Source organism: Aeromonas finlandensis, from assembly GCF_000764645.1.
GTDB lineage: Bacteria > Pseudomonadota > Gammaproteobacteria > Enterobacterales > Aeromonadaceae > Aeromonas > Aeromonas finlandensis.
On the sequence record NZ_JRGK01000083.1, the window covers coordinates 1 to 21,466 of the forward strand.

The 21,466-nt window shown below is 59.1% G+C and carries 18 protein-coding genes and 1 pseudogene; 4 read left to right on the plus strand and 15 right to left on the minus strand.

All coding sequences use genetic code 11. From position 1 onward, the window contains the following. Window positions 1-594 (plus strand): uroporphyrinogen-III C-methyltransferase (cobA, locus tag LD28_RS0109485; RefSeq protein WP_033136732.1); only part of this gene is annotated, 594 nt, incomplete at its 5' end. Window positions 595-682: 88 nt separating this feature from the next. Here cobA and LD28_RS0109490 read toward each other — a convergent pair. The 9 genes and pseudogenes from LD28_RS0109490 to LD28_RS0109530 form a co-directional block, all read right to left on the minus strand. Beyond that, complete coding sequence (locus LD28_RS0109490; RefSeq protein WP_033136733.1) at window positions 683-1,285, minus strand: hypothetical protein; 603 nt, start codon at window positions 1,283-1,285, stop codon at window positions 683-685. A gap of 273 nt (window positions 1,286-1,558) precedes the next feature. Continuing rightward, complete coding sequence (locus LD28_RS0109495; RefSeq protein ID WP_005333757.1) at window positions 1,559-1,876, minus strand: heavy metal-binding domain-containing protein; 318 nt, start codon at window positions 1,874-1,876, stop codon at window positions 1,559-1,561. Window positions 1,877-2,035: 159 nt separating this feature from the next. Beyond that, window positions 2,036-2,842 (minus strand): cell division protein DedD, encoded by an 807-nt coding sequence (gene dedD / locus LD28_RS0109500; protein WP_033136734.1) that lies wholly within the window; start codon window positions 2,840-2,842, stop codon window positions 2,036-2,038. A gap of 66 nt (window positions 2,843-2,908) precedes the next feature. Further along, window positions 2,909-4,168: a bifunctional tetrahydrofolate synthase/dihydrofolate synthase gene (gene folC / locus LD28_RS0109505; protein ID WP_033136735.1), complete on the minus strand. Its 1,260-nt coding sequence runs from the start codon at window positions 4,166-4,168 to the stop codon at window positions 2,909-2,911. Window positions 4,169-4,170: 2 nt separating this feature from the next. Then, window positions 4,171-5,034, minus strand: coding sequence for an acetyl-CoA carboxylase, carboxyltransferase subunit beta (accD, locus tag LD28_RS0109510; protein WP_033136736.1), 864 nt, complete (start codon window positions 5,032-5,034; stop codon window positions 4,171-4,173). Between the two features lie 119 nt (window positions 5,035-5,153). Next, window positions 5,154-5,963, minus strand: coding sequence for a tRNA pseudouridine(38-40) synthase TruA (truA, locus tag LD28_RS0109515; RefSeq protein WP_033136737.1), 810 nt, complete (start codon window positions 5,961-5,963; stop codon window positions 5,154-5,156). Window positions 5,964-6,155: 192 nt separating this feature from the next. Then, window positions 6,156-8,353, minus strand: a pseudogene (locus LD28_RS0109520) (FimV/HubP family polar landmark protein). A 271-nt stretch (window positions 8,354-8,624) separates the two neighbouring features. After that, window positions 8,625-9,641, minus strand: coding sequence for an aspartate-semialdehyde dehydrogenase (locus tag LD28_RS0109525; protein WP_033136738.1), 1,017 nt, complete (start codon window positions 9,639-9,641; stop codon window positions 8,625-8,627). A gap of 177 nt (window positions 9,642-9,818) precedes the next feature. Further along, on the minus strand, window positions 9,819-10,955 hold the full coding sequence (locus LD28_RS0109530) for a 4-phosphoerythronate dehydrogenase (RefSeq protein WP_033136739.1): 1,137 nt from the start codon (window positions 10,953-10,955) through the stop codon (window positions 9,819-9,821). A 248-nt stretch (window positions 10,956-11,203) separates the two neighbouring features. Here LD28_RS0109530 and LD28_RS0109535 point away from each other — a divergent pair, with 248 nt between their 5' ends. From LD28_RS0109535 to LD28_RS0109545, 3 genes are all read left to right on the plus strand, one after another. Further along, window positions 11,204-11,959, plus strand: a complete 756-nt coding sequence (locus LD28_RS0109535) for a phosphatase PAP2 family protein (RefSeq protein ID WP_033136740.1) — start codon at window positions 11,204-11,206, stop codon at window positions 11,957-11,959. 99 nt (window positions 11,960-12,058) lie between these two features. Next, a complete protein-coding gene (rnt, locus tag LD28_RS0109540) occupies window positions 12,059-12,736 on the plus strand; it encodes a ribonuclease T (RefSeq protein WP_033136741.1) in 678 nt (225 codons plus the stop codon). A 263-nt stretch (window positions 12,737-12,999) separates the two neighbouring features. After that, a complete protein-coding gene (locus LD28_RS0109545) occupies window positions 13,000-14,322 on the plus strand; it encodes a Na+/H+ antiporter family protein (protein ID WP_033136742.1) in 1,323 nt (440 codons plus the stop codon). A 117-nt stretch (window positions 14,323-14,439) separates the two neighbouring features. Here LD28_RS0109545 and LD28_RS0109550 read toward each other — a convergent pair whose 3' ends face one another. The 6 genes from LD28_RS0109550 to LD28_RS0109575 all read right to left on the minus strand — a co-directional run. After that, a complete protein-coding gene (locus LD28_RS0109550) occupies window positions 14,440-16,356 on the minus strand; it encodes a putative bifunctional diguanylate cyclase/phosphodiesterase (protein WP_033136743.1) in 1,917 nt (638 codons plus the stop codon). Between the two features lies 1 nt (window position 16,357). Further along, complete coding sequence (locus tag LD28_RS0109555) at window positions 16,358-16,840, minus strand: putative pterin-binding protein (RefSeq protein ID WP_033136744.1); 483 nt, start codon at window positions 16,838-16,840, stop codon at window positions 16,358-16,360. Window positions 16,841-17,179: 339 nt separating this feature from the next. Then, complete coding sequence (locus tag LD28_RS0109560; RefSeq protein WP_033136745.1) at window positions 17,180-19,087, minus strand: DEAD/DEAH box helicase; 1,908 nt, start codon at window positions 19,085-19,087, stop codon at window positions 17,180-17,182. Between the two features lie 181 nt (window positions 19,088-19,268). Then, the gene (locus LD28_RS0109565; RefSeq protein ID WP_033136746.1) at window positions 19,269-19,730 is read right to left on the minus strand and encodes a hotdog fold thioesterase; all 462 of its coding nucleotides are present in this window, start codon (window positions 19,728-19,730) and stop codon (window positions 19,269-19,271) included. Between the two features lie 114 nt (window positions 19,731-19,844). Beyond that, window positions 19,845-20,333, minus strand: coding sequence for a hypothetical protein (locus tag LD28_RS0109570; protein WP_033136747.1), 489 nt, complete (start codon window positions 20,331-20,333; stop codon window positions 19,845-19,847). After that, the coding region (locus LD28_RS0109575; protein ID WP_033136748.1) for a (Fe-S)-binding protein at window positions 20,333-21,466 on the minus strand (1,134 nt) is incomplete at its 5' end. The genes LD28_RS0109575 and LD28_RS0109570, both read right to left, overlap by 1 nt.

Sequence of the window (21,466 nt, forward strand, 5' to 3'; positions counted from 1 at the left end):
GTCGGCAAGGAGGCGGGCCGCCACTGCGTGCCCCAGCAGGCGATCAACCAGCTGTTGCTGGAACAAGCGCAGCTGGGCAAACAGGTGGTGCGGCTCAAGGGGGGCGATCCCTTTATCTTTGGCCGGGGCGGTGAGGAGCTGGAGACCCTGGCCGAGGCGGGTATCCCCTTCTCGGTGGTACCGGGCATTACGGCAGCATCAGGCTGCGCCGCCTACAGCGGCATTCCCCTCACCCACCGCGATCACGCCCAGCGGGTGCAGTTCATCACCGGCCACGACAAGGAGGGCAATATCGCCCAGGAGTGGTCGGCGCTGGCAGCCCCCCGCCAGACCCTGGTCTTCTACATGGGACTGGCCCATGCCGGTCGCATTCAGGATGCGCTGCAAACCCACGGCATGCCCGGCCACACCCCGGTGGCGCTGGTGGAACAGGGCACCCGGCTGCAACAGCGGGTAGTGCGCGGCGAGCTGCAGCAGCTGGCACAGCTGGCAACCCAGGTCGATAGCCCGAGTCTTATCATCATCGGCTCGGTGGTCACCCTGGCCGACAAGCTTGACTGGTATGGGGAGGCCAATACCCTGGCCGGGGTGTAATCGCTCATAGCACACCCCTTCAGTAGACCAGTAAAAAAGCGACACAGGCCATGGCCTGCGTCGCTTTTACCGAAAATGGGAAACGGATTTATTCGAAGGTGATAGGGCCGGTCGAGCCTGCGTCACTGTCCTGCCACTCACTTTCGCCGCGCACCCGCGGGTCGCCCTGCAGGGTATAGAGGATCATCCCCTGCCGGATCTGCAGCGCCCCATCGGCACGCTTGGCCTTGACCTTGACGTCGTTGACCCACACCTGCTCCTTGCCATCAATGCGGATAACGGCCACTGTCTGGCCAGTCCCGCTGTTTTTGGCGATCCACTTGCCCTGATAGGGAGAGTTCCCCTTGGCCATCGGCAGCGCAGCCGCCTTGCCTGCCGACCAGGATTGCACGGTGCAGATGCCGTTGGCGCGTTTGTCGTGTTTGATGGCGTAGTCAACGCTGGGTTCGCTGGTGGCGGAGTCGGCTGTAATGCCGATCATGATCTTGCCGCTCTGGGCGGTAAAGGCGGTCGGTGCATCGGTTTTCAGGGTCGCTTTCTTGCCATTGATAAAGACATTGCCCCCTTGCGCCTTGACCTGAATATTCATGGGGCAGCTGGCGGTAAAGTTGGGTAGCGCCGCCGCAGCGCTACCGGCATAGACGGTGATGGCCAAAGTGACAAGCGTCAGCAAAGCAGAGTGTTTCGTCATAGTAATGCGCCTTCAAGAAAAGAGAGTCTCATCCGTGAACAGTGTCGTTCCAGATGGGGCGCACTCTAGCTCAGCCCCCCGGAGCTACCCAGTTAAAAAAAATAAAACCGACAGTCATTACTGTGAAAAATTATAAATGTTTAAAATCAATGATTTGATAGCGCATTTATTTTGCCACTCCCGAGGCTAAAGCCCCTGGCTCCGGCAAATTGCCCATAAAAAAGCCGATAACCCGGTTATCGGCTAGATGCCCACACCGATGGTGACGCGCGGTCAGACCACCACGGCGGTACCGCTGATGCTGACCATCAGCATGCTGCCGTTTTGCCCCACCACCTCGTAGTCGATATCGATGCCGACCACCGCATTGGCGCCAAGGGCGGCGGCACGCTCTTTCAGTTCATCGAAGGCGATTTCGCGGGCACGGGCCAGCTCTTTTTCATAGGCGCCGGAGCGGCCGCCGATGATGTCGCGGATCCCGGCAAAGAGATCCTTGAAAATGTTGGCGCCGAGGATGGCTTCACCAACCACGATGCCGCGATATTCACGAATGGTCTTGCCTTCCAGCGTGGGGGTTGTCGAGAGGATCATCTTGAACTCCTGTGAGTAGCAGAAGGCTCAGACTACCCCAACTGTCCGAGAATCCCAACCGGGTGGTGAGCGCTACGACGCCGCACTTAAAAACGACGGCTGCCAGATAAAAGAACACCGCGCACGGGGCGCGGTGTTGGTGTCAGAGCGGCAACGCCATTACGGATTGTAAGAGACCACAGAGCCACTGAGGCCGGTCATCTGGGAGATCCGCCCCTGCATCCCCTGCAGCTTGGCCTTGGAGACATCCGGCCCGATAAAGACCCGGTTGAGCTGACCCTGCACCGGTGTGCGCGGCGAGGTGTGGGCAGAGTAGCCCGCCGCCCGCAGCTTGCTCACCAGCGCGTTGACGCTGTCGACGTTCTTGAAGGCGCCAAGCTGGAGGATCCAGCTACCCTGAGCCGGCGCGGCGGCAGGGGCGGGTGTGGTCGGCTGGCTCATCTTGCTTTCAATCAGATCGTCAAGGGACTTGATCTGACCCGCCTGCTGCTTGACCGGAGCAGGCGCCTTGGCGACCTCGACCGGTTTGGCTGGCGTCGGCTTGGGTGCTGGATTAGGTGCTGGCTTGGGCGGCTCGACCGGTTTTTTGGCCACCACTTCCGGTTTGGGCTGTGGCTTGGCAGGTGCGGCTTGCTGGACAGGTTGCTGGGTAACCGGTGTTCCAGCTGGCTGAGCAGCGCTGCCCTGATTGCCAAGCGTCATGGGATCAGCCACCTCTTCCACTTGCCACTGCTGGGCCGCAGAGGCCTGTTGCTGACTGGCCAGATGATCGGCAGGCAAGGTGCTGGCGGCCGAGACCTGCAGCGCAGGCTTGGCAGGCTCCAGCTCAGGGCGCAGCGGGATCTTGGCAAAGGCCTCCTCCTTTTGCGCCAGCTTGTGACCATCCAGCAAGTCCGGCAGGAAAATAACAACCAGGGCCACCAGGATGACGGTGCCCACCAGACGATTTTGAAACTTCGAGGCCAAGTTGAATCCTACCTTTACGTAACTCAATATGCGATTTGGCTCCCCGCCCGAGGGCCGGGGTGTGGCCTAGATGGCGGCACCCGCCAGAATGTCGGCGACAGTGTAAAACGAACCAAACACAATGACCATATCGTCCGGACTCGATGCGGCCAACACTGCCTGATAAGCGGTGCTGACATCATCAAACTCCCTGGCTGGCCCCTTGCCCTCCCCCAGCGCAACAGCCAGTTGCGTAGCGGTGGCGGCGCGCGGACCAGTCAGACTGGCCAGATACCACTCGCCAATCAGGCCATCGAGTTCGGCAAGGGATCCCGCCATGTCCTTGTCTTTGAGCATGCCGACCACGGCGCGGCGCACACCCGTGCAGGGCATTTTACGCAGCTGGGCTGCCAAATAAGCCGCCGAATGGGGATTGTGGGCCACATCGACGATAACCAGCGGCGCACTTTGCAGCTGCTGCATCCGGCCAGCCAGCCGGGCATTGGCCAGCCCGTCACGGATGGCAGACTCCGGCAGCGGCAAGCCGAGGGATTCCAGCGCCGCCAGCACGGTCACCGCGTTCATCAACGGCAGCGCCGGTTTTGGCAGATCCCGCCACTGGTGAAGACCGTGGTAATCCCAGCTGCTCTCGTGCTCATCGCCACGAAAATCGATACCGACCTGACGCAGGTTGGCGCCAAGACGCGCCGCTTCGCTCGCGATGGTCGCTGGCGGATTGGGCTCACCACTGATGGCCGGTTTGCCAGCGCGATAGACGCCTGCTTTTTCCACCGCCACTGCTTCGCGGGTATCCCCCAGCCAGTCGCAGTGATCGAGGGCAATGGAGGTGATCATCGCCACATCGGACTCCACCACATTGGTAGCGTCGAGCCGACCGCCCAGCCCCACTTCCAGCAGCAGCACATCCGGCGCGGCGCGGCAGAAGAGCCACAACCCCGCCAGGGTGGCGAACTCGAAAAAGGTGAGCGCAATCTCGCCGCGGGCCGTTTCCACCTCGGCAAAGGCGGCGCAGTGATCGCTGTCGGACAGCTCTTGTCCGTTGACCCGCACCCGTTCGGTAAAGCGCAGCAGATGGGGAGAGGAGTAGACGCCGACCTTGTAGCCTGCGGCCATCAGAATGCTGGCCGCCATGGCACAGCTGGAGCCCTTGCCGTTGGTGCCCGCCACCGTGATCACCTTGAACGGCAGTTGGGTGAGACCCATGCGCCGGGCAACGGCACCGACCCGATCCAGCCCCATGTCGATATTGACCGGGTGGATCTGCTCCAAATAAGAAAGCCAGTCGACAAGCGACCGGCTTTGGGATTGTTGCATGTTTGAACTCATCTTCACTCTTCGATGACGTGAGTATTCAGCATTTTGGCGAGCAGGCTGGCCAGACGGTTACGCATTTCGCGGCGATCGATAATGAGATCGATGGCTCCCTTCTCCAGCAGGAACTCGGAGCGCTGGAAGCCTTCCGGCAGTTTCTCGCGTACGGTCTGCTCGATGACGCGCGGGCCGGCAAAACCGATCAGCGCCTTGGGCTCGCCCACGTTGATGTCGCCCAGCATCGCCAGACTGGCGGAGACGCCACCCATGGTGGGATCGGTCAGCACGGAGATATAGGGCAGGCCCGCCTTGGTGAGTCTGTCCAGCGCCGCACTGGTCTTGGCCATCTGCATCAGGGAGAACAGCGCTTCCTGCATGCGAGCACCGCCAGAAGCGGAGAAGCAGACCAGACCACGGCCTTCCTTGATGCACTCCTCGACAGCGCGCACGAAGCGGGCACCGACCACGGAGGACATGGAGCCACCGATAAAGGAGAACTCGAATGAACAGGCAACAACCGGTACCCCTTTCAGGGTCCCTTTCATCACCACCAGCGCATCTTTTTCTCCCGTCTCTTTCTGGGCGGCAGACAAACGATCCTTGTAGCGCTTGGAATCCTTGAATTTCAGTACATCCTGCGGCTCCAGCTCGGCACCGATCTCGGTACGACCCTGCTCGTCGAGGAAACTCTCGAGACGGGCGCGGGCGCTGATGCGCATATGATGATCACACTTGGGGCACACTTCGAGGTTGCGCTCCAACTCTGCCCGGTAGAGCACCTGTTCACAAGCACTGCACTTGGTCCACACCCCTTCCGGAATGTTGTGACGACGGGGCGCAGTGATCTTGCTCTTGGGAAGAATCTTCTCAAGCCAGCTCATGGAATTCCTTAATGCTTTTGTGCCTGACAAAACGCATCGAGCCTAGATTGTTCAATGACTTACTAGCTCGATGGCAACAAATGACGGGTCATTAAACCACAATTTTTCGGGCGCAGTTACTAAAAACTGGTCGTACCCGGTGCCGAGTCCGGCAGCCACAACGGGCCGAGCGGCAACTGGGGCAGAGCAAACTCGGCCGGGTAATCCACGTCGACCAGATAGAGGCCACCGGCCTTGGCAGTCGGCCCGGCCAGATTGCGATCCCGGGCAGCCAGCACCTCGGCAATCCACTCCACCGGTTTGAGTCCCTGACCCACCAGCAGCAGGGAGCCGGTGATGTTGCGCACCATATGGTGCAAGAAGGCATTGGCGCGAATATCCAGCACGATATAGGGCCCCTGACGGCTGACACACAGATGGGTCACATTGCGCCACGGGGTGTTGGATTGGCAGGCGACCGCGCGGAAAGTGCTGAAGTCATGCTCACCCAGCAGGCTCTGGCCCGCCTGGTGCATCAGCTCGGCATCGATGGTCTCGTGGTAGTGGCTGACGCCACTGCCGAGGATCGCCGGACGGTAGTTGTGGTTGTAGATGACATAACGGTAGCGACGAGCGGTGGCGCTGAAGCGGGCGTGGAAGCTCTCGTCCACCTCTTTAACCCAGCGCACGGCGATATCGGGCGGCAGGTTGGAGTTGAGCCCCAGGGTCCAGGCCCCTTCGCCGCGGTTCGCCTCGGTATCGAAGTGGATCACCTGGCCTGTCGCATGGACACCGGCATCGGTGCGCCCGGCACACTGGATGGAGACAGGGTGGTTGGCAATCCGGCTCAGAGCCTTCTCCAGTTCAGCCTGCACGCTGATCACTTCACGCTGACGCTGCCAGCCGAAATACCGGCTGCCGTCATATTCAATACCTAGGGCAATTCGCATGGATAAACTTGTCTTGTTGTGAAAACGCAGTGAAAGAAACGGGGCGGATTATACGCGCTCAGCCTGAAAAGTCCCACCACCCGCGCAATTGGCCTGGATGGCCAGCCTGGGCGGCCCCATTGCAAATCGCCAAAAAAAGAAGAGGGCAGCCCGCTGGCTGCCCTCGTGTTGCTGATCCCTGTGGGAAATGATTTATCCCAACCGCTTGAGCAACTTCTCGGCTTCGGCGCGCTGGTGATCGGTTCCCTGCTCTGCCGCCTCTTGCAGCAGCTCGCGGGCACTATCCTTGTCGTCAATCTCGAGGTAGGCACGGGCCAGATCCAGCTTGGCCCCCACACCGCCGTCATCGGCATCCACGTCAAACCCGGTGGATTCCGGCAACACCTCGGGGAAACCATCCAGACCCACATCCAGCGAGAAACCCGGATAGGGCTCCTGCTCCGGTGCGGCGGCATCCGCGTCAGCCAGCAGCTTGTCGATCTCGACGTAACCACTCTCCTGCGCCTGCTCACGGGGCTGAACATCAGCCGGATGAGAATCCACCTCGGCGAACGCATCTTCGAAATCGGAGAGCGCCAGCTCGTTGGGATCCCACTCCAGATCCAGCTCGGCCTCCTTGGCTTTGGCCTTGACGGGCTCAAGACCCAGCTCAGCCAGCATCGCATCCGCACTTTCGTCTGCAGCACTGAGATCAATGGCGTTATCAATTTTGCCAGCGTCAGGCTCATCGAGGGCATTTTCGAAATCGCTCAGATCGAAACTGGCCAGATCCTCATCGGCCACCTTCACCTCGTCAATGGCGCTCAAATCAGGGTCGAGATCCGCAGAAAGATCGGCATCAAGCTCGGCAAACAGCGCGGCTTGCAGCTCTTCCTCACTCATGATGCACCCGCCTTGGGCTTGGCATTGAACTCGCTAGCCAAGTCTATGGCAGGTTCCTTTGCCAACACGATCGGTTCGTCATGGGCCAGATCAAGATCTGGCACCAGATCCGGATCGCGGCTGACCGGCGCAGCTGGCATCCGCTCCGGTTCAAAGCCTTGCAGCTCCATCTCGCCCTCGTCGCTGAACACCAGATCGACATCCGGCTTGGCGGCCGGCTCGTCAGGCTCCATCGGCATAAAGCCATCCGGGGTGTTGAGATCCGGCACCGGGCGCACCGGCTCGTTGTCGGTCACATCGACGCTCAGCAGATCATCAAACTCGCTCTGCTCCTGATCCATCATCATGGCGGTGGATTCGGAGAGGCTCTTCTCCTGCTCCTCCAGCTCGCGCCGAGCACGGGCCCGCAGCCACAAGGTCACCAATGCCAATACCAGCAGCACCGGCAGCAGGATGATCATGGCAAGGTTGAGCGGTGAGGCGAGCAGATCCATCAGCCAATTTTGCTTGGGCTCGGGCGCAGCCACCACCGGCGGTACCGGCTTGGCTTTCAGCTCGGCAATCTCTTTTTGCAGCGCCGTCTGATCCTGCAGCTGGGCCTTGAGAGTCTCCACCTCTTCGGTCAGCGATTGCAGCCGCAGCTTGAGTCGGTGGTTCATCTCGGTGACCTGAGCCAGCTGGGCGTTGGCATCTTCCAGCGCCAGCGTCATTTCGGTCGCAGGTTTGCCTACCGGCTTGTCCAGATCGGACGGCAAAGGGGCAGGCGTGGTGCTCTGTGCCGCACTCGGAGCAGGAGCCGGTGCCTCTTTTGGCGCAGGCTCGCTCACCTTGGCCACTTCTTTGGTTTCTGCCACGGGTTGCGGTGCCACAACCGGGGCGGGAATGGGTGCAGCTTTCGCCACGGGCAGTGGCGCAGGCGCAGCCTTCGCCGGCTCGGGCTTGGCAGCCTCAGGCTTCGCGGGCTTGGCCACCACCGGTTTGGCGGTGTGGGCCTGCTTGTTGGCCAGATATTTGGGGCTCAGCCCCTTCCAGCTGGCGTTATCGCTACGGAACTTGGCACGCGCCTGAGCATCGGTGATGACGCTCGCCTCGCTCTCGCTCGGCAGCAGAATACGGGACCCCACCAGAATGTGGTTGATATTGCCATCGGCAAAACTGCGGGGGTTTTTCTCGTAGATCGCCACCATGGTCTGGTAGACGCTAACCCGGCTGGAGGGGCGATATTTGCTCGCCAGACTCCAGAGGGTATCGGTTGGACGAACAGGGCCATAGCTACCGGCATTGGCAGTGACCTGACGCACTACCGGCTGGGCGGTTGCACGCACCGGTTGCGCAACGGGTCTGGCGACCGGCTGTGCCAACGGCTGAGAATTGACGGCGGGAGGTGCGGGTTCGTCAGGTCCTTTTAGCTCGACAAAAAAGGGCTCCCGCGCCGAGTCTTCAGCCTGGACGGTGCCCAGCAGACCCAATGCGAGTAGCGTTGCCAATGTTATGCGGGAATGTCCCATATTCGTTCCTTCGTATGACGGCCCTATCACATTGAAAAATCTGGATAGTTACCCCAAAACAGTCGGTTCAATATAAATCAGGCTCGCGTTGCAAGCCAGCAGTCCGACACATTTAGCACCCAACTTGACTCTGAGTGTAGGAAAAAACTTAATCAGTTGATATCGCAACAGAATCTTGAAGTGGCGGAGTGCGGCATGGGTCACACCCCGGTTTGATCACAGGCCGGATGCGCAGCACTCCCTGCTGCGCATCTGTGGCATTTGACCCGTCTTACAGATAGTCGCGAACCAGCAGCTCGGCAATCTGTACACTGTTGGTTGCCGCGCCCTTACGAACGTTATCGGCCACGATCCACATATTGATACCGCTCGGGTGAGAAATATCCTGACGCACCCGGCCGACCAGCACCTCATCCTTACCGGTTGCATCGCGAACCGGAGTCGGATAGTCCTCTTCGTCATCAAACAGGGTCACACCTGGCGCATTGCGCAGCAGATCCTTGACCTGTTCAGCATCGAGCGGCTGGTGCAGTTCGACGTGTACCGCCTCGGCGTGGCCGTAGAAGACCGGCACCCGCACGCAGGTGGGGTTCACGGCAATGGTGGCATCCCCGAGGATCTTCTGGGTTTCCCACACCATCTTCATCTCTTCACGGGTGTAACCGTTGTCGGTGAAGCTGTCGATCTGCGGGATCAGGTTAAAGGCGATCTGTTGCGGATAGATAGTGGGTTCCACCGGACGGCCGTTGAGCAGATGAGCGGTCTGCCCCGCCAGCTCGCTGACCCCCTCTTTGCCGGAGCCGGACACGGATTGATAGGTAGCCACGTTGATGCGGGCGATCCCCACTTCGTCGTGCAGCGGCTTCAGGGCCACCAGCATCTGGATGGTGGAGCAGTTGGGGTTGGCGATGATGTTGCGGTTGCGAAAATCGGCCAGCGCATCCGGGTTCACTTCCGGGATCACCAGCGGGATATCTTCGTCGTAACGGAAGCAGGAGGTGTTGTCAATGACGATGCAACCATGTTCGGCAGCAATCGGCGCCCACTTGGCAGAGACCTCGGCACCGGCGGAGAACAGTGCGATCTGCACCTGGCTCCAGTCAAACTCCTCGACATCGAGGATCTCGAGGTTCTTGCCGCCAAAGCGGACGGTATCCCCGGCGCTGCGGCTGGAAGCCAGCGGATAGAGGGTCGCCACCGGGAATTCGCGCTCTTCCAGGATCTCGATCATCGCCTGACCCACGGCGCCGCTGGCACCCAATACCGCTACGTTAAACTGCTGGCTCATTCTGTTCTCCTCTGATAATGCTGCAATGGCACCGGCTGGCGCCATGGTCGGCAGGCTCCCGCGCTGCGAGATGACGCTGCCTGATATGGCTGATCCGGCGCGGTAGAGCCCGCGCCGGATCAGTAAAAATGGGGTCTGTGTGGCCTGAGTGGCTCAGGCCTTCCGGTTATCTTCCAACTATTTGTCCCCGATCCAGGGGCGTGACAGCGCAAATCCCAACGCGCCCAGCCCCTGGCTGGCAAAGGCTCCCTCAATCTGCAGGGAGGATAGTTCACGGCGCTCGGGATAATGTTTGCGCTGCTCATCAAAGCTGCCGGGCAGGCCGAGTCGGGCCCGAAAACGGGCATCATCGCGACGTACGTCATAGACCAGATGCACCAGTTGCTTGATCAGCGCCTGATCCGGCGCGCGGCCCGGCACCACCGCCTGCACATCGGGGGCAGGCAAGAGCTGACTCAAATCCTGACGAGGCTGGCGCCCCAGTTGCTGGCAGAGCGCCTGATAGAGCATCCAGGTGCCGCGCGCCTTCCCCTCCAGGCTATAACCGGCGATATGGGGGGTGGCAATCTCGGCATGGGGCACCAGCTCTGCCAGCGGCTCGGGCTCGTTCTCCCACACATCCATCACCAGTCGCAACGGCTCATCGCTCAACTGGCGCGCCAGCAGGGCCCGGTTATCCCACACTTCGCCGCGTGAGGCGTTGATCAGGATCTGCCCGGCAGGACGGGCTGCAATCTGTTCGGCATCCAGCAGATGGTAGGTGGCATCCACCCCTTCACGGGTAATGGGCACGTGGAAGCTGACGATATCGGCGCCAAGGGCGGTCTGGTAATCGACAAAGCACGCATCAGGATTATCCCGCGCCCTGGGCGGATCGCAGCGCAACACCCGCATGCCGAGCGCTTGGGCCTTACCAGCCACGCACTCACCGGTATTGCCCGCCCCAATCACCGCCAGTGTCATGGCCGAGAGGTCGAGTTCATAGCGCTCCGCCAGCACCAGCAAAGCAGAGAGCACATAATCCCCCACTGAATACTTGTTGCAACCGGGGGCGCTGAAGAAGGGAATATTGCGGCTCGCCAGCAGGGCCTTATCTACATGGTCGGTGCCGATGGTGGCGGTGCCGACAAACCCGAGTTTAGGGCTGGTCGCCAGCAAATCGCCGTTGACGCGGGTGACCGAACGCACCAGCAGCACATCGGCATCCAGCAGATCGCGTGCCTGCATCTGCCGTCCGGGCAAGGCGACCACCTCGCCAAATTCGGCAAACAGCTCCACGGCATGGGGCATATTCTCATCAACGACTATCTTCATCGGGCTCTCTTTGGTCACAACCGCCACGGGGGCGCCATTCTAGCGCAAAGCCGCCCGAGATTTCAGCCTGTGATGCAATCAGGCGCGAAAGGACATCACATTGCGCGATAGCCGCCCCATCCACCCGTTCAAACAAAGGATTTCGCCACAAATATGTAAGCAGAGGTAACAAACGCACTGCTCGACTTTGTCCGGGCATGCTGCGATGGCACAATGCCCCTCTTTTTTCGCGATCGCCCATACCAACCATGCCGCCACACGCCTCGTCGCTCTCAGCGTCAACCTCAGCGTCCGTCTCCTCACTCACCCGCAGTCAGGTACTCGGATTCAGTGCCCTGTTGATCCTGCCCCTGTTGCTGCTCGCCACGCTACCCTGGCAGCCTTTTCTGACTGGCTCCCTGCACTCTGGCTGGCTATGGTGGTCATACGCCCTCACCCGCATGGTCGATATTCCCGGGATTGGAGTCAGCGCCGCACTGCTGCTGTTGCTGACTCGTCACAAGCTCGCGCTGGATCGTCCCGCCTTGTTGGCCCTGGCTGGCGCTCTGGGAGTGGTACTTGCCAGCGACTGGGTGATGAAAAGCCTTATCAAACACCTGACTGAAGAGCCCAGACCCTACCTGCTCTGGCTGGAGAGTCAGTCGCTGATCCCGGCCATCAAGAGCTTCTATGCCAGCACCGTCGATGTGCGCAGCGAGCAGGTTCACGCCGCCAGCCAATTGCTGGCCCTGCCCGAGTGGCTCGGCCACCACTGGCAAAAGGAGGTGAATTACGCCTTCCCCTCTGGCCACAGCATTGCCGCCATCAGCCTGGCCCAGTTTTTTGGCCTCATCTGGCTGGCCCGAGCTCCCACAGGCGTCTGGCTGCTGCCGCTGTGTGCCTGGGGGGTTGGCCTGTCGCGCATGGTGATGGGGATGCACTGGCCAGTGGATGTGCTGGCCAGCGCCCTGCTGGGTACGATCACGTCGCTGATTGCCGCCCGCTGGTGGCTGCACCGATATTGAATCCTGTGGGATGTTGCAGCGGCCTCCTGCGTGGGATGGGAGGACAAGCCTCTGCTTTTTTGCCATAATGCCGCCTCATTTTATCCCGACCGAGATCCCATGACCGACGCAGTTCATACCCTCAAGGGCCGTTTCCGTGGTTTTTACCCCGTCGTCATCGATGTTGAAACAGCCGGGTTCAACGCCAAGACCGATGCCCTGCTCGAAATCGCGGCTTACACCCTGAAAATGGATGAGCAGGGCTGGCTCGTTCCCGATCAGGTATTCCACTTTCATGTCGAGCCTTTCGAAGGGGCCAACCTGGAAAAGGCTGCGCTGGAGTTCACCGGCATCGATCCCTACAACCCGTTGCGTGGCGCAGTCTCGGAAAAAGAGGCACTGACCGAGATCTTCAAGGGGATCCGCAAAGGGATGAAGGAGCAGGATTGCGGCCGCGCCATCATAGTGGCCCACAACGCCACCTTTGATCACGGCTTTGTGATGGCCGCCGCCGAGCGCGCTGGCCTCAAGCGCAATCCGTTCCACCCGTTTGCTACCTTTGACACCGCCGCCCTCTCGGGGCTGGCGCTGGGTCAGACCGTGCTGGCCAAGGCGTGCCAGAGCGCCCGTATCCCGTTTGACAATAAAGAGGCCCACTCTGCCCTCTATGACACCGAGCGCACCACTGAGCTGTTCTGTCATATCGTCAACCGCTGGAAGAGCATGGGGGGCTGGCCTCCTGCCCATCCGGATGACGACACGCCGGATACCCCTGCCGACGACGAGGGGCAGGAATAAACGGATGAAGGCTGCCACAGGCAGCCTTCTCTCTTTTCGAGGGGAAGGAGCCCGCTCGCATCAACCAGGAACATCTCTGGGCAGTGATGAGATCGGTTCACTGAGACAAACAGGTCACAAACCCTACCTTTGATCAACTTTGTGCCACCTGCTGCTGTGATATGGCGGGTTTGGCTGATTTTTTTCTCGACATTTGTCACATTTTTCGCAAACTAACTCCCCTTCACATGACAGACAGCAATAACAAACTATAAGGAAATCAAATGAATCCAGTTGTTATCGCAGTCGGGCTGATGCTGGTGCTCAGTCTGCTGCGGATCAATGTGGTGGTCTCACTGGCGTTGGGAGCCATTGCTGGCGGCCTGGTCGGGGGATTGTCGTTGACGGATACCCTCAGCACCTTCAGTGGTGGTCTGGGTGGTGGCGCAGAAATTGCTCTCTCCTATGCCATGCTGGGCGCGTTTGCCGTTGCCATCTCCCGCTCCGGGATCACCGACCTGCTGGCCCGCAAGGTGATCAGCCAGTTGGGCAAGGATGCCAGCAGCAGTCGTATTCTGTGGGTCAAGGCTCTGTTGCTCTCTTCCGTACTGGCCGTGGCGATCTCGTCTCAAAACCTTATCCCGGTCCATATTGCCTTTATTCCCATCCTGATCCCGCCGCTGCTGCATGTCATGGCGCAGATGAAGATCGACCGTCGTCAGGTGGCCTGTGTCATCACCTTTGGCCTGACCGCCACCTATATGGTGCTGCCAGTCGGATTTGGTGGCATCTTCCTGAACAATATTCTGGCCAAAAACCTGATCGATAACGGCGTGCCCATCACCTCCGGCCAGATCCCGCTGGCAATGGCCATTCCGGTCTGTGGCATGGTGCTGGGTCTGCTGATCGCGGTGTTCATCAGCTATCGCAAACCCCGCCAATACGATCTCGCCAAGATCCTGGAAGCCGAACCAGAGACCGTTGAACTCAATCTCACCCATATCTGGGTCGCCTTGCTGGCCATTGGCGTCGCGCTTGGGTTGCAACTGATGACCAACAGCATCGTGCTGGGTGCATTGGCTGGTTTTGTCATCTTCACCTGCGGTGGCGTCATCAAGTTCCGTGAAAGCCAGGATGCCTTCACCCAGGGGGTGCGGATGATGTCGCTGATCGGCTTCATCATGATCTCCGCCGCCGGCTTTGCCGCCGTGATGAAGGCGACTCACGGGGTCGAGAGTCTGGTGCAGGTAGTCTCCAGCTCTATTGGCCAGCATAAGGGCATCGCTGCCTTCCTGATGCTGCTGGTAGGCCTGCTGATCACTATGGGGATAGGTTCTTCCTTCTCCACTGTACCCATCATCGCCACCATCTATGTGCCGCTCTGTCTGCAGCTTGGTTTCTCTCCCATGGCGATCATCGCACTGGTCGGTACCGCGGGCGCGCTGGGGGATGCCGGTTCCCCAGCCTCCGACTCGACCTTGGGCCCGACATCCGGCCTCAACGCCGATGGTCAGCACGACCATATCTGGGATAGCGTGGTGCCCACCTTCATTCACTACAACATCCCGCTGGTGATCTTCGGCTGGATTGCTGCCATGGTGCTCTGATTGACCTGCTGACAAATACCGATGCACAGCAAGAAGGCGACCCGATGGTCGCCTTCTTCATTTATGTTGCTGGCGGAGCTGAACAATGTGAATGCAGGCATGACAGAGCATCGCGCTCTAACCCAGCGCAACCTCCTGCATGACGGTACGATTGATAAAATAGCGATGGCAGAACTGCAGAAAGTCTTGCAGCCTTAGCGGTCTTGAATAGAAGTAGCCCTGTATCTCGTCGACCCCTATGCTCAACACCGCCTTGAGCTCATCATGATTCTCTACCCCTTCCGCCACAACGCGTACCCCGAGCTGATGAGAGAGCGCGGTGATCGCCTCTACAAACAGGGCTTGGCGGGTATCGTTGTCAATGGCAGTGATAAATGAGCGGTCGATCTTGAGCTTGTCGAAGTAAAGTTCGCGCAAGTAGGAGAACGATGACCAGCCGGTACCGAAATCGTCGAGGGCCACCCGCACCCCGATCTGGCGCAGGGAGTGGATAATCTGCTTGCTCAATTCGATATCATCCAGTGCGATGGTCTCGGTCAGCTCGACGATCAGCTGTTGCAGGCTCAGCGGCCCCTCCCTCATATTCTCTTCCAGATGGGCTGCCAACCCCATATTGAACATGGAGCTGGAGAGGTTAACCGAGATTTCCAACGGCTCGATCAGATCGCCCGGGAATATCGCCAAATCATGCTGCAAGCGTCGGAAAATCCATAACCCCAGCGCCTCCCCCAGCCCGTTCTCTTCTGCCAGCGAGATGATATCGAGTGGCGGAATAAAACCGTACTCAGGGTGATTCCAGCGGATCAACACCTCGGCTCCCAGCCGCACACTCCCCTGGCCACGGACAATTGGTTGATAGTAAAGGGCCAACTGCTGGCAATCAGTGCAGTTAATCAGCTCGCGAAGCTCCGCCGACAGACGGCGATTACGTAAATAGTACTGATACATACTTCTGGAGAAGAGCACATAGCGATTAAGCCGCTTGCGCTTGGCACTGTCGAGAGCAATATCGGCAAACAGCAGCATCTCCTCCGGTGAATTGACCGGACGAACATACTGGCTGATCCCCATAAATACCCGTACCCGGTGCGCCGGATCCGCCGCAAATGCCAACTCGGCCAACTCTGTGCGCAACTGCTCGAGAAAGGGGAAACGCAAATAGGAGGGCATCACCCCGGAAATGACAATAGCGAACTCATCGCTGCCAGTTCGAGCAGCAAAAATACCTTCTGCCGACACACAACGGATCCGTTCGGCAAGCTGCATGAGCAAGGCATCACCTACCTCATAACCCAAGCTGTCATTGACCTCCCTAAAGTGGCCAAGGTCGATCAGACAGACAGTAATACTGCTCCCCCCGCCCCGATTGGCCGAGCGATGCTTGAGGTGCTTGATCAATGCAGCCCTGTTAGGAAGACGGGTCAGCGCATCATTCCATGCCAAAAAGTGCTGGTGGCGAACTTCGCGAAACAACATCAACAACATCACCATGGTCGCCAGCATGAGGAAGGCGAGAATGACAAAGTTCTGGATGCGGGAGTCATTGAGCAGCTCGCGCTGGGTAATGGCGGAAGGGCCGGTGAAATTTTTCACCATCACATCGCGGATGGCAGCCAGATCCCGGTTCAAATCTTCAGAAAAACGAGCCAGCTCTCTCGAATTCCGCTCTCCGCTCACCACATCCTGCTCATACTGCTCGAACAAGGTCATGATCTTGCCTGCAGCCTGATCAGCCCCGAACCGGTTTCTGACCAGGCTTGCCTCATCTCCGTGCAAAAAAACATCGAGTCGGTTCCAGGCAATATCAAAGCGCTTGTTCATCTCTTCCTGATTGACCGTACCGGCACGATACAACGACAATGACTCATCAAAGCCATGGATCTCCAGCTCCAGCTGCGCCAGCGCCCAGGCAGAGAGCTGGGTATAACGAGTCACCGCATTGAATGCGCGGTCATAGTTCCAGACCGACCAGATGGCGACCCCCAAAAAGGTGGTCACCAACAGAAGCAGGCTAAGAAACTTGCCGCGCAGCATGCTATTTGCTCTCGAGACCTATCAATTGCCACACCATGCGGCTGTGATAGACCTCCTTGTTAAGTTCTGGGTAATCAGAGAGTGGATAGATGACCCAAAGCGGCCCCTTGTTGCGCAGAGTCAACGCCTTGCCATCCTGCTTCTCCGCCACCAATACAGGGTACTTATCTCCATCCTCCAGCGGCACCGCTGCCCAGTAATCATTGATGGCGATCGCTTTGACCTCTGCACTCTTGAGGCCATAAGTTTTGACCAGATCTCGTAGCAGAACCCCGCGATAAGTATGCGCGCCCTCGGTCCAGGGCGTTTTGGTCGTCACCTCACTCTGTGGCAGTGCCTCGAACTCTGCTCGAGTCAGCACCACCTCTCCCTTGCCATTGCAGCAACCATCGCCCTTGATAGTCAGGAATGCGTCATCCGCCAGCACTATTCCCGATACGAGACATCCAGACAAGAGCAGCACACTGCCAAACCATCCAACCATGATGAACCTCCATGTCATATTGATTATTTTATCAACTTCACTCCGCTACATCACATGCAAACAAAACAATAGAGCAATAATTCAGACTAGCGTCGCAGCCATTGATGCCCAACCAAGCGGCACTTTGCATCAGGCCGTACCCGTTCGTCTCCAAAATCATGGCATCAATTCTCCATTTCTCGCAACCACATCGGCGAATTTGGTTTCTCGTTTGACCCTCTATTTCCCTTGTTGTACAGATAGATGACTACTGACCACGGGTAATTTTCAACCAGACCAAATTGCTTGCACAAAAAAAGGCCGCTCGATGAGCGGCCTTCTTCATAACGGGATCAGCAATCAGCTTTCGCGACGCTTGCCACCGAACTTGCGATCTTTGTTGAAGCCACCTTCACGGCGCTCACCACTCTTGTTGAACGGACGATCACCCTGGGGACGGCGATCCTTGTTGAAAGGACGCTCCTTGTTGAAGGGACGATCACCACGAGGCGGGCGGCTGGCAGTGTTGCTGCCGGCAGGCACTTCGGTGTAGCGGGTGATTTGCAGCGGACGCTGGCAAACACGGGCTTTCTTGATCACTTCCAGTACGTCGGCAGTCATACCTTTCGGCAGATCGACGGTAGAGAAGTCATCAGCGATATCGATGTTACCGATGAAACGGCTCTCGATGTTCGCTTCGTTGGCGATAGCGCCAACGATCTGACCCGGTTTGACACCGTGATGGGCACCCACGTCTACACGATAGCGCTCCATCTCAACATCCGGGTTGTCTTTCAGCGGACGCGGCTCGAGGGACGGCATGCGACGGGCAGGACGATCACCACGGTCACCGAAATCACGGCCACCAAACTCACGACCGCCATCACGACGTTCGAAGTCACGACCACCACGGTCGTTATTGCTGAACAGCGGATCCGGGATAGAGTCATCCAGCAGCAGCGGTTGGTCGCCCTGTACCAGCTTGGCCAGTGCAGCAGCCAGCTCAAGCGGATCGGCAGAATCTTCTTCGATCAGCTCGTTCACCAGGTTGTGATAGATCTCAAGCTCTTCGCCCATCATGGTTTCCCGGATGCGCTCTTTGAACTTGGTCATACGATGCTGGTTAATGTCTTCGGTGCTCGGCATCTTCATCGGCTCGATAGCCTGACGAGTTGCGTGCTCGATGGCGCGCAGCATACGGCGCTCACGGGGAGCAACGAACAGAATCGCTTCACCTTTACGACCAGCACGACCGGTACGGCCGATACGGTGAACGTAGGACTCGGTGTCGTACGGAATGTCGTAGTTCACAACGTGAGTGATACGCTCAACGTCCAGACCACGAGCGACAACGTCAGTGGCGATCAGGATATCCAGCTGGCCTTGACGCAGTTTGTCAACGGTGCGCTCACGCAGCTTCTGCGGGATGTCACCGTGCAGCGCTTCACAGGCATGGCCACGAGCAGCCAGCTTGCCAGCCAGCTCTTCGGCGGCGTTCTTGGTACGCACGAAGACCAGTACGGCTTCATACGGTTCAACTTCCAGCAGACGGGTCATGGCGTCCAGCTTGTGCAGACCGGTTACCTGCCAGTAGCGCTGACGGATGGTCGGTGCGGTAGACGTCTTGGAAACGATTTTGATCTCTTTCGGCTGCTTCAGGTGCTTCTGGGCAACACGACGGATCTGCTCCGGCATGGTGGCAGAGAACAGGGCTACCTGACGGCTGCTCGGGCACTGCTCCATGATCCAGTCAACATCGTCGATGAAGCCCATACGCAGCATTTCATCAGCTTCGTCCAGAACCAGAGCTTTCAGGCCGGAGAGGTCCAGGTTCTTGCGACGGATCAGATCCATCACGCGGCCCGGGGTACCAACGACAACCTGGGCACCACGACGCAGGGCGCGGGTCTGGGTTTCGTAAGAGGAGCCACCGTAGATCGGCAGTACGTGGAAGTCCGGCATGTGGTGAGCGTAGCGTTGGCACGCTTCGGCAACCTGCAGCGCCAGTTCACGGGTCGGTGCCAGCACCAAAACCTGGGTATTGCGGTTACCAGCTTCCAGACGAGACAACAGAGGCAAGGCAAAAGCAGCGGTCTTCCCTGTACCGGTTTGCGCCTGCCCCAGCAGATCGTGTCCCGCCATCAGGTGGGGAATTGCTGCGGCCTGGATCGGTGACGGGCGCTCATAGCCCACGTCCTGCAGCGCTTTCAATACAGGCGCGGCCAGTCCAAGCTCACTAAAAAGGGGCAGTTGTTCGGTATCAGACATAGATTCTTCCAGATTAAGGCAGGCGGCTAAGCACCGCGGAATAGCAAAAAGGCGGCGATTATAGCGCCACTTTGTTCTGCTGTCTTGAAAAATGTGATAAGCCTCTCAAGACGTTGGCAATTATAGAGGGATCTTGCGACTATGGCTTGCTTATTTTGCACTCATAGTGCGTTATTGCAGATCACTCCTCGCTGGAGTCCTTGCCCCGCTTGTGTTTGAGCACCGCCATGGTCAGTCGGCTGGTACACAATAAACGCGCACGTTCATCCCGAATTTCAATCTGCCACACCTGGGTCGTCGCCCCCAGATGCAACGGCGCGCAACGCCCGGTCACTACACCTTCCCGCTTGGCCCGCAGATGGTTGGCGTTCACCTCCAGCCCCACACAGTAACTGTCAGGCCCCACCGCCATGTTAGCCGCGAGCGATCCCAGCGTCTCCGCCAGCACCACCGAGGCGCCGCCATGCAGCATGCCAAGGGGCTGGTGAGTACGGTGATCCACCGGCATGGCCGCTTCCAGCCAGTCGGGGCCAAAGGCGGTGTAGACGATGTCGAGATGGGCCATCAGGGTGTTGCGAGAGGTGGCGTTGAGCCCCTCCAGACTCATGGGTTTACGCCAGATGGGTGCAATATCATGACTCATTGCGAGCAGACTCCTTATGTAAACGATGAATGCGTACCGATGCGGGAGACAAGCCCACCGTCGGCAAAAAATTGTTCGGTTACCTGGTTACTCGGTATGTCCTTAAGCTGGATGTCACCAGGGATAGGTGACTCCGGGCCACTCGGCCCACGGCTCTTCTCGCCCCGGCAGACGGGGTGCTGGCCACTGCCACACATTGGCGAGCCAGTCGCGCAGCTGCGTCTCCAGCTCCTCATCCGTGATAGGCGCCTCGGCCACCTTCCAGAAAAAGAGTTCGACCTCAACCTCCGGCAGCACCGATGGATAGAGGTAGACGCCCCCCCAAAACTCGGGCTCCCGATCCGGACTCCAAAGGCCATAGGCAAAGGAGCGCTTGGCCAGAAACTCCGACTGCTGCCACTCCAGATCCCCTTCGTGCTGACTCAGGCTGAAGTTGGCAGAGGGCCAGATATCGTTCGGGCGAAACAGCTGATGGAGCTGCTCGTGCTCGCGCAACATGGCGACAAACTCCACCACCGCCTGAGCGGGAGTGGCGGGCAACAACAAGAAACGCGGGTGCCGATAGGCCTTCGGCACCCGAAACCGCTTGGGAAAACGCAGCATCAAAGCAGCTCCAGCAGGGCTTGCAATGGATGTTTGAGCTTTTCCCCCTCCATCCGCTTGACCTGACTGCGGCACGAATAGCCGGTCGCCAGACAGCGTCCCTTGGGCAGGCGCGCGAGTGGCTCAGCCCAGCTCAGCCCATAGATCCCCTTGGAGTTCTCCACCTGTTTGACGTCGTGACCATAGGTGCCCGCCATGCCGCAGCAACCCACAGAGACTGGCTGCAAGCTGGCCCCGAAGCGGCCAAACAGGGTGCTCCAGTCGCCGTGGGTCGAGGGCTTGGCGGTCTTCTCGGTGCAGTGAGCAAACAGATACCAAGGCTCGGGATCGCGCCCCTCCCCGCTCTTTGCCTTGCTGGCGCTAGTGGGCAGCTGATCTGCCGGCAGCGAGAGCAGCCACTCCTGTGGCAGCAACACCTGAAAATCACCGCGAGCCGACCCCAGAGCCTTGGCATATTCGTCGCGATAGCAGAGCACCATGGCCGGATCCACCCCCACCATGGGGATGCCGAGCGCCGCCACCTTGTTGAGGAACTGGGCGCTGTTGGCGGCGGTGCGGGCAAAGGCGCGCAGGAACCCCTTGATATGCTGGGGTTTACCGTTGGGTTTGAAGGGCAGCAGGTAGGGCTGGAACCCAAGCTTGCTGGCGAGTTTCACCAAGTCCCGCACCACGGGGGCATCGTAATAGCTGGTGAAGGGATCCTGCACAATGAGCACCACCTGCTGGCGTTGCTCGGCGCTCATCCGCTCCAGTCCCGGCAGATCAAAATAGCGGGCGCTGTTGTCATGCAGGCTCTCGGCCAGGGTCGGCACCGAGAGCTGCGGCACATCCACCATGCCGATACTCTTTTCAGCCGCCTTCTGGGCCCACTCTTTTTCGAGGAAGAAGTTGACCAACTTCGGCGCCTTGGCGAGCAGCGGCGTATAGCTCTCCACCGTGCCGACGAAGTAATCCTTGGGCGCGCGCAGGTAGCGGCCGTGGTAAAGCTGCATAAAACGGGCGCGAAAATCGGGCACATCCACCTTGATTGGGCACTGGTTGGTGCACGCCTTGCAGGCCAGACAGCCCGCCATCGCCTCCATCACCTCGTGGGAAAAATCATACTCACCGCGCTGTTTGGCCCAGCTGTTGCG

Coding starts and splice junctions, on each gene's coding strand:
- LD28_RS0109550 (WP_033136743.1), bottom strand. CDS start 16,356: ATGCTGCGCGGCAAGTTTCTTAGCCTGCTTCTGTTGGTGACCACCTTT.
- truA (WP_033136737.1), bottom strand. CDS start 5,963: ATGCGAATTGCCCTAGGTATTGAATATGACGGCAGCCGGTATTTCGGC.
- LD28_RS0109495 (WP_005333757.1), bottom strand. CDS start 1,876: ATGATCCTCTCGACAACCCCCACGCTGGAAGGCAAGACCATTCGTGAA.
- LD28_RS0109545 (WP_033136742.1), top strand. CDS start 13,000: ATGAATCCAGTTGTTATCGCAGTCGGGCTGATGCTGGTGCTCAGTCTG.
- LD28_RS0109535 (WP_033136740.1), top strand. CDS start 11,204: ATGCCGCCACACGCCTCGTCGCTCTCAGCGTCAACCTCAGCGTCCGTC.
- folC (WP_033136735.1), bottom strand. CDS start 4,168: ATGAGTTCAAACATGCAACAATCCCAAAGCCGGTCGCTTGTCGACTGG.
- LD28_RS0109555 (WP_033136744.1), bottom strand. CDS start 16,840: ATGGTTGGATGGTTTGGCAGTGTGCTGCTCTTGTCTGGATGTCTCGTA.
- LD28_RS0109525 (WP_033136738.1), bottom strand. CDS start 9,641: ATGAGCCAGCAGTTTAACGTAGCGGTATTGGGTGCCAGCGGCGCCGTG.
- LD28_RS0109570 (WP_033136747.1), bottom strand. CDS start 20,333: ATGCTGCGTTTTCCCAAGCGGTTTCGGGTGCCGAAGGCCTATCGGCAC.
- LD28_RS0109560 (WP_033136745.1), bottom strand. CDS start 19,087: ATGTCTGATACCGAACAACTGCCCCTTTTTAGTGAGCTTGGACTGGCC.
- rnt (WP_033136741.1), top strand. CDS start 12,059: ATGACCGACGCAGTTCATACCCTCAAGGGCCGTTTCCGTGGTTTTTAC.
- LD28_RS0109530 (WP_033136739.1), bottom strand. CDS start 10,955: ATGAAGATAGTCGTTGATGAGAATATGCCCCATGCCGTGGAGCTGTTT.
- LD28_RS0109490 (WP_033136733.1), bottom strand. CDS start 1,285: ATGACGAAACACTCTGCTTTGCTGACGCTTGTCACTTTGGCCATCACC.
- accD (WP_033136736.1), bottom strand. CDS start 5,034: ATGAGCTGGCTTGAGAAGATTCTTCCCAAGAGCAAGATCACTGCGCCC.
- LD28_RS0109565 (WP_033136746.1), bottom strand. CDS start 19,730: ATGAGTCATGATATTGCACCCATCTGGCGTAAACCCATGAGTCTGGAG.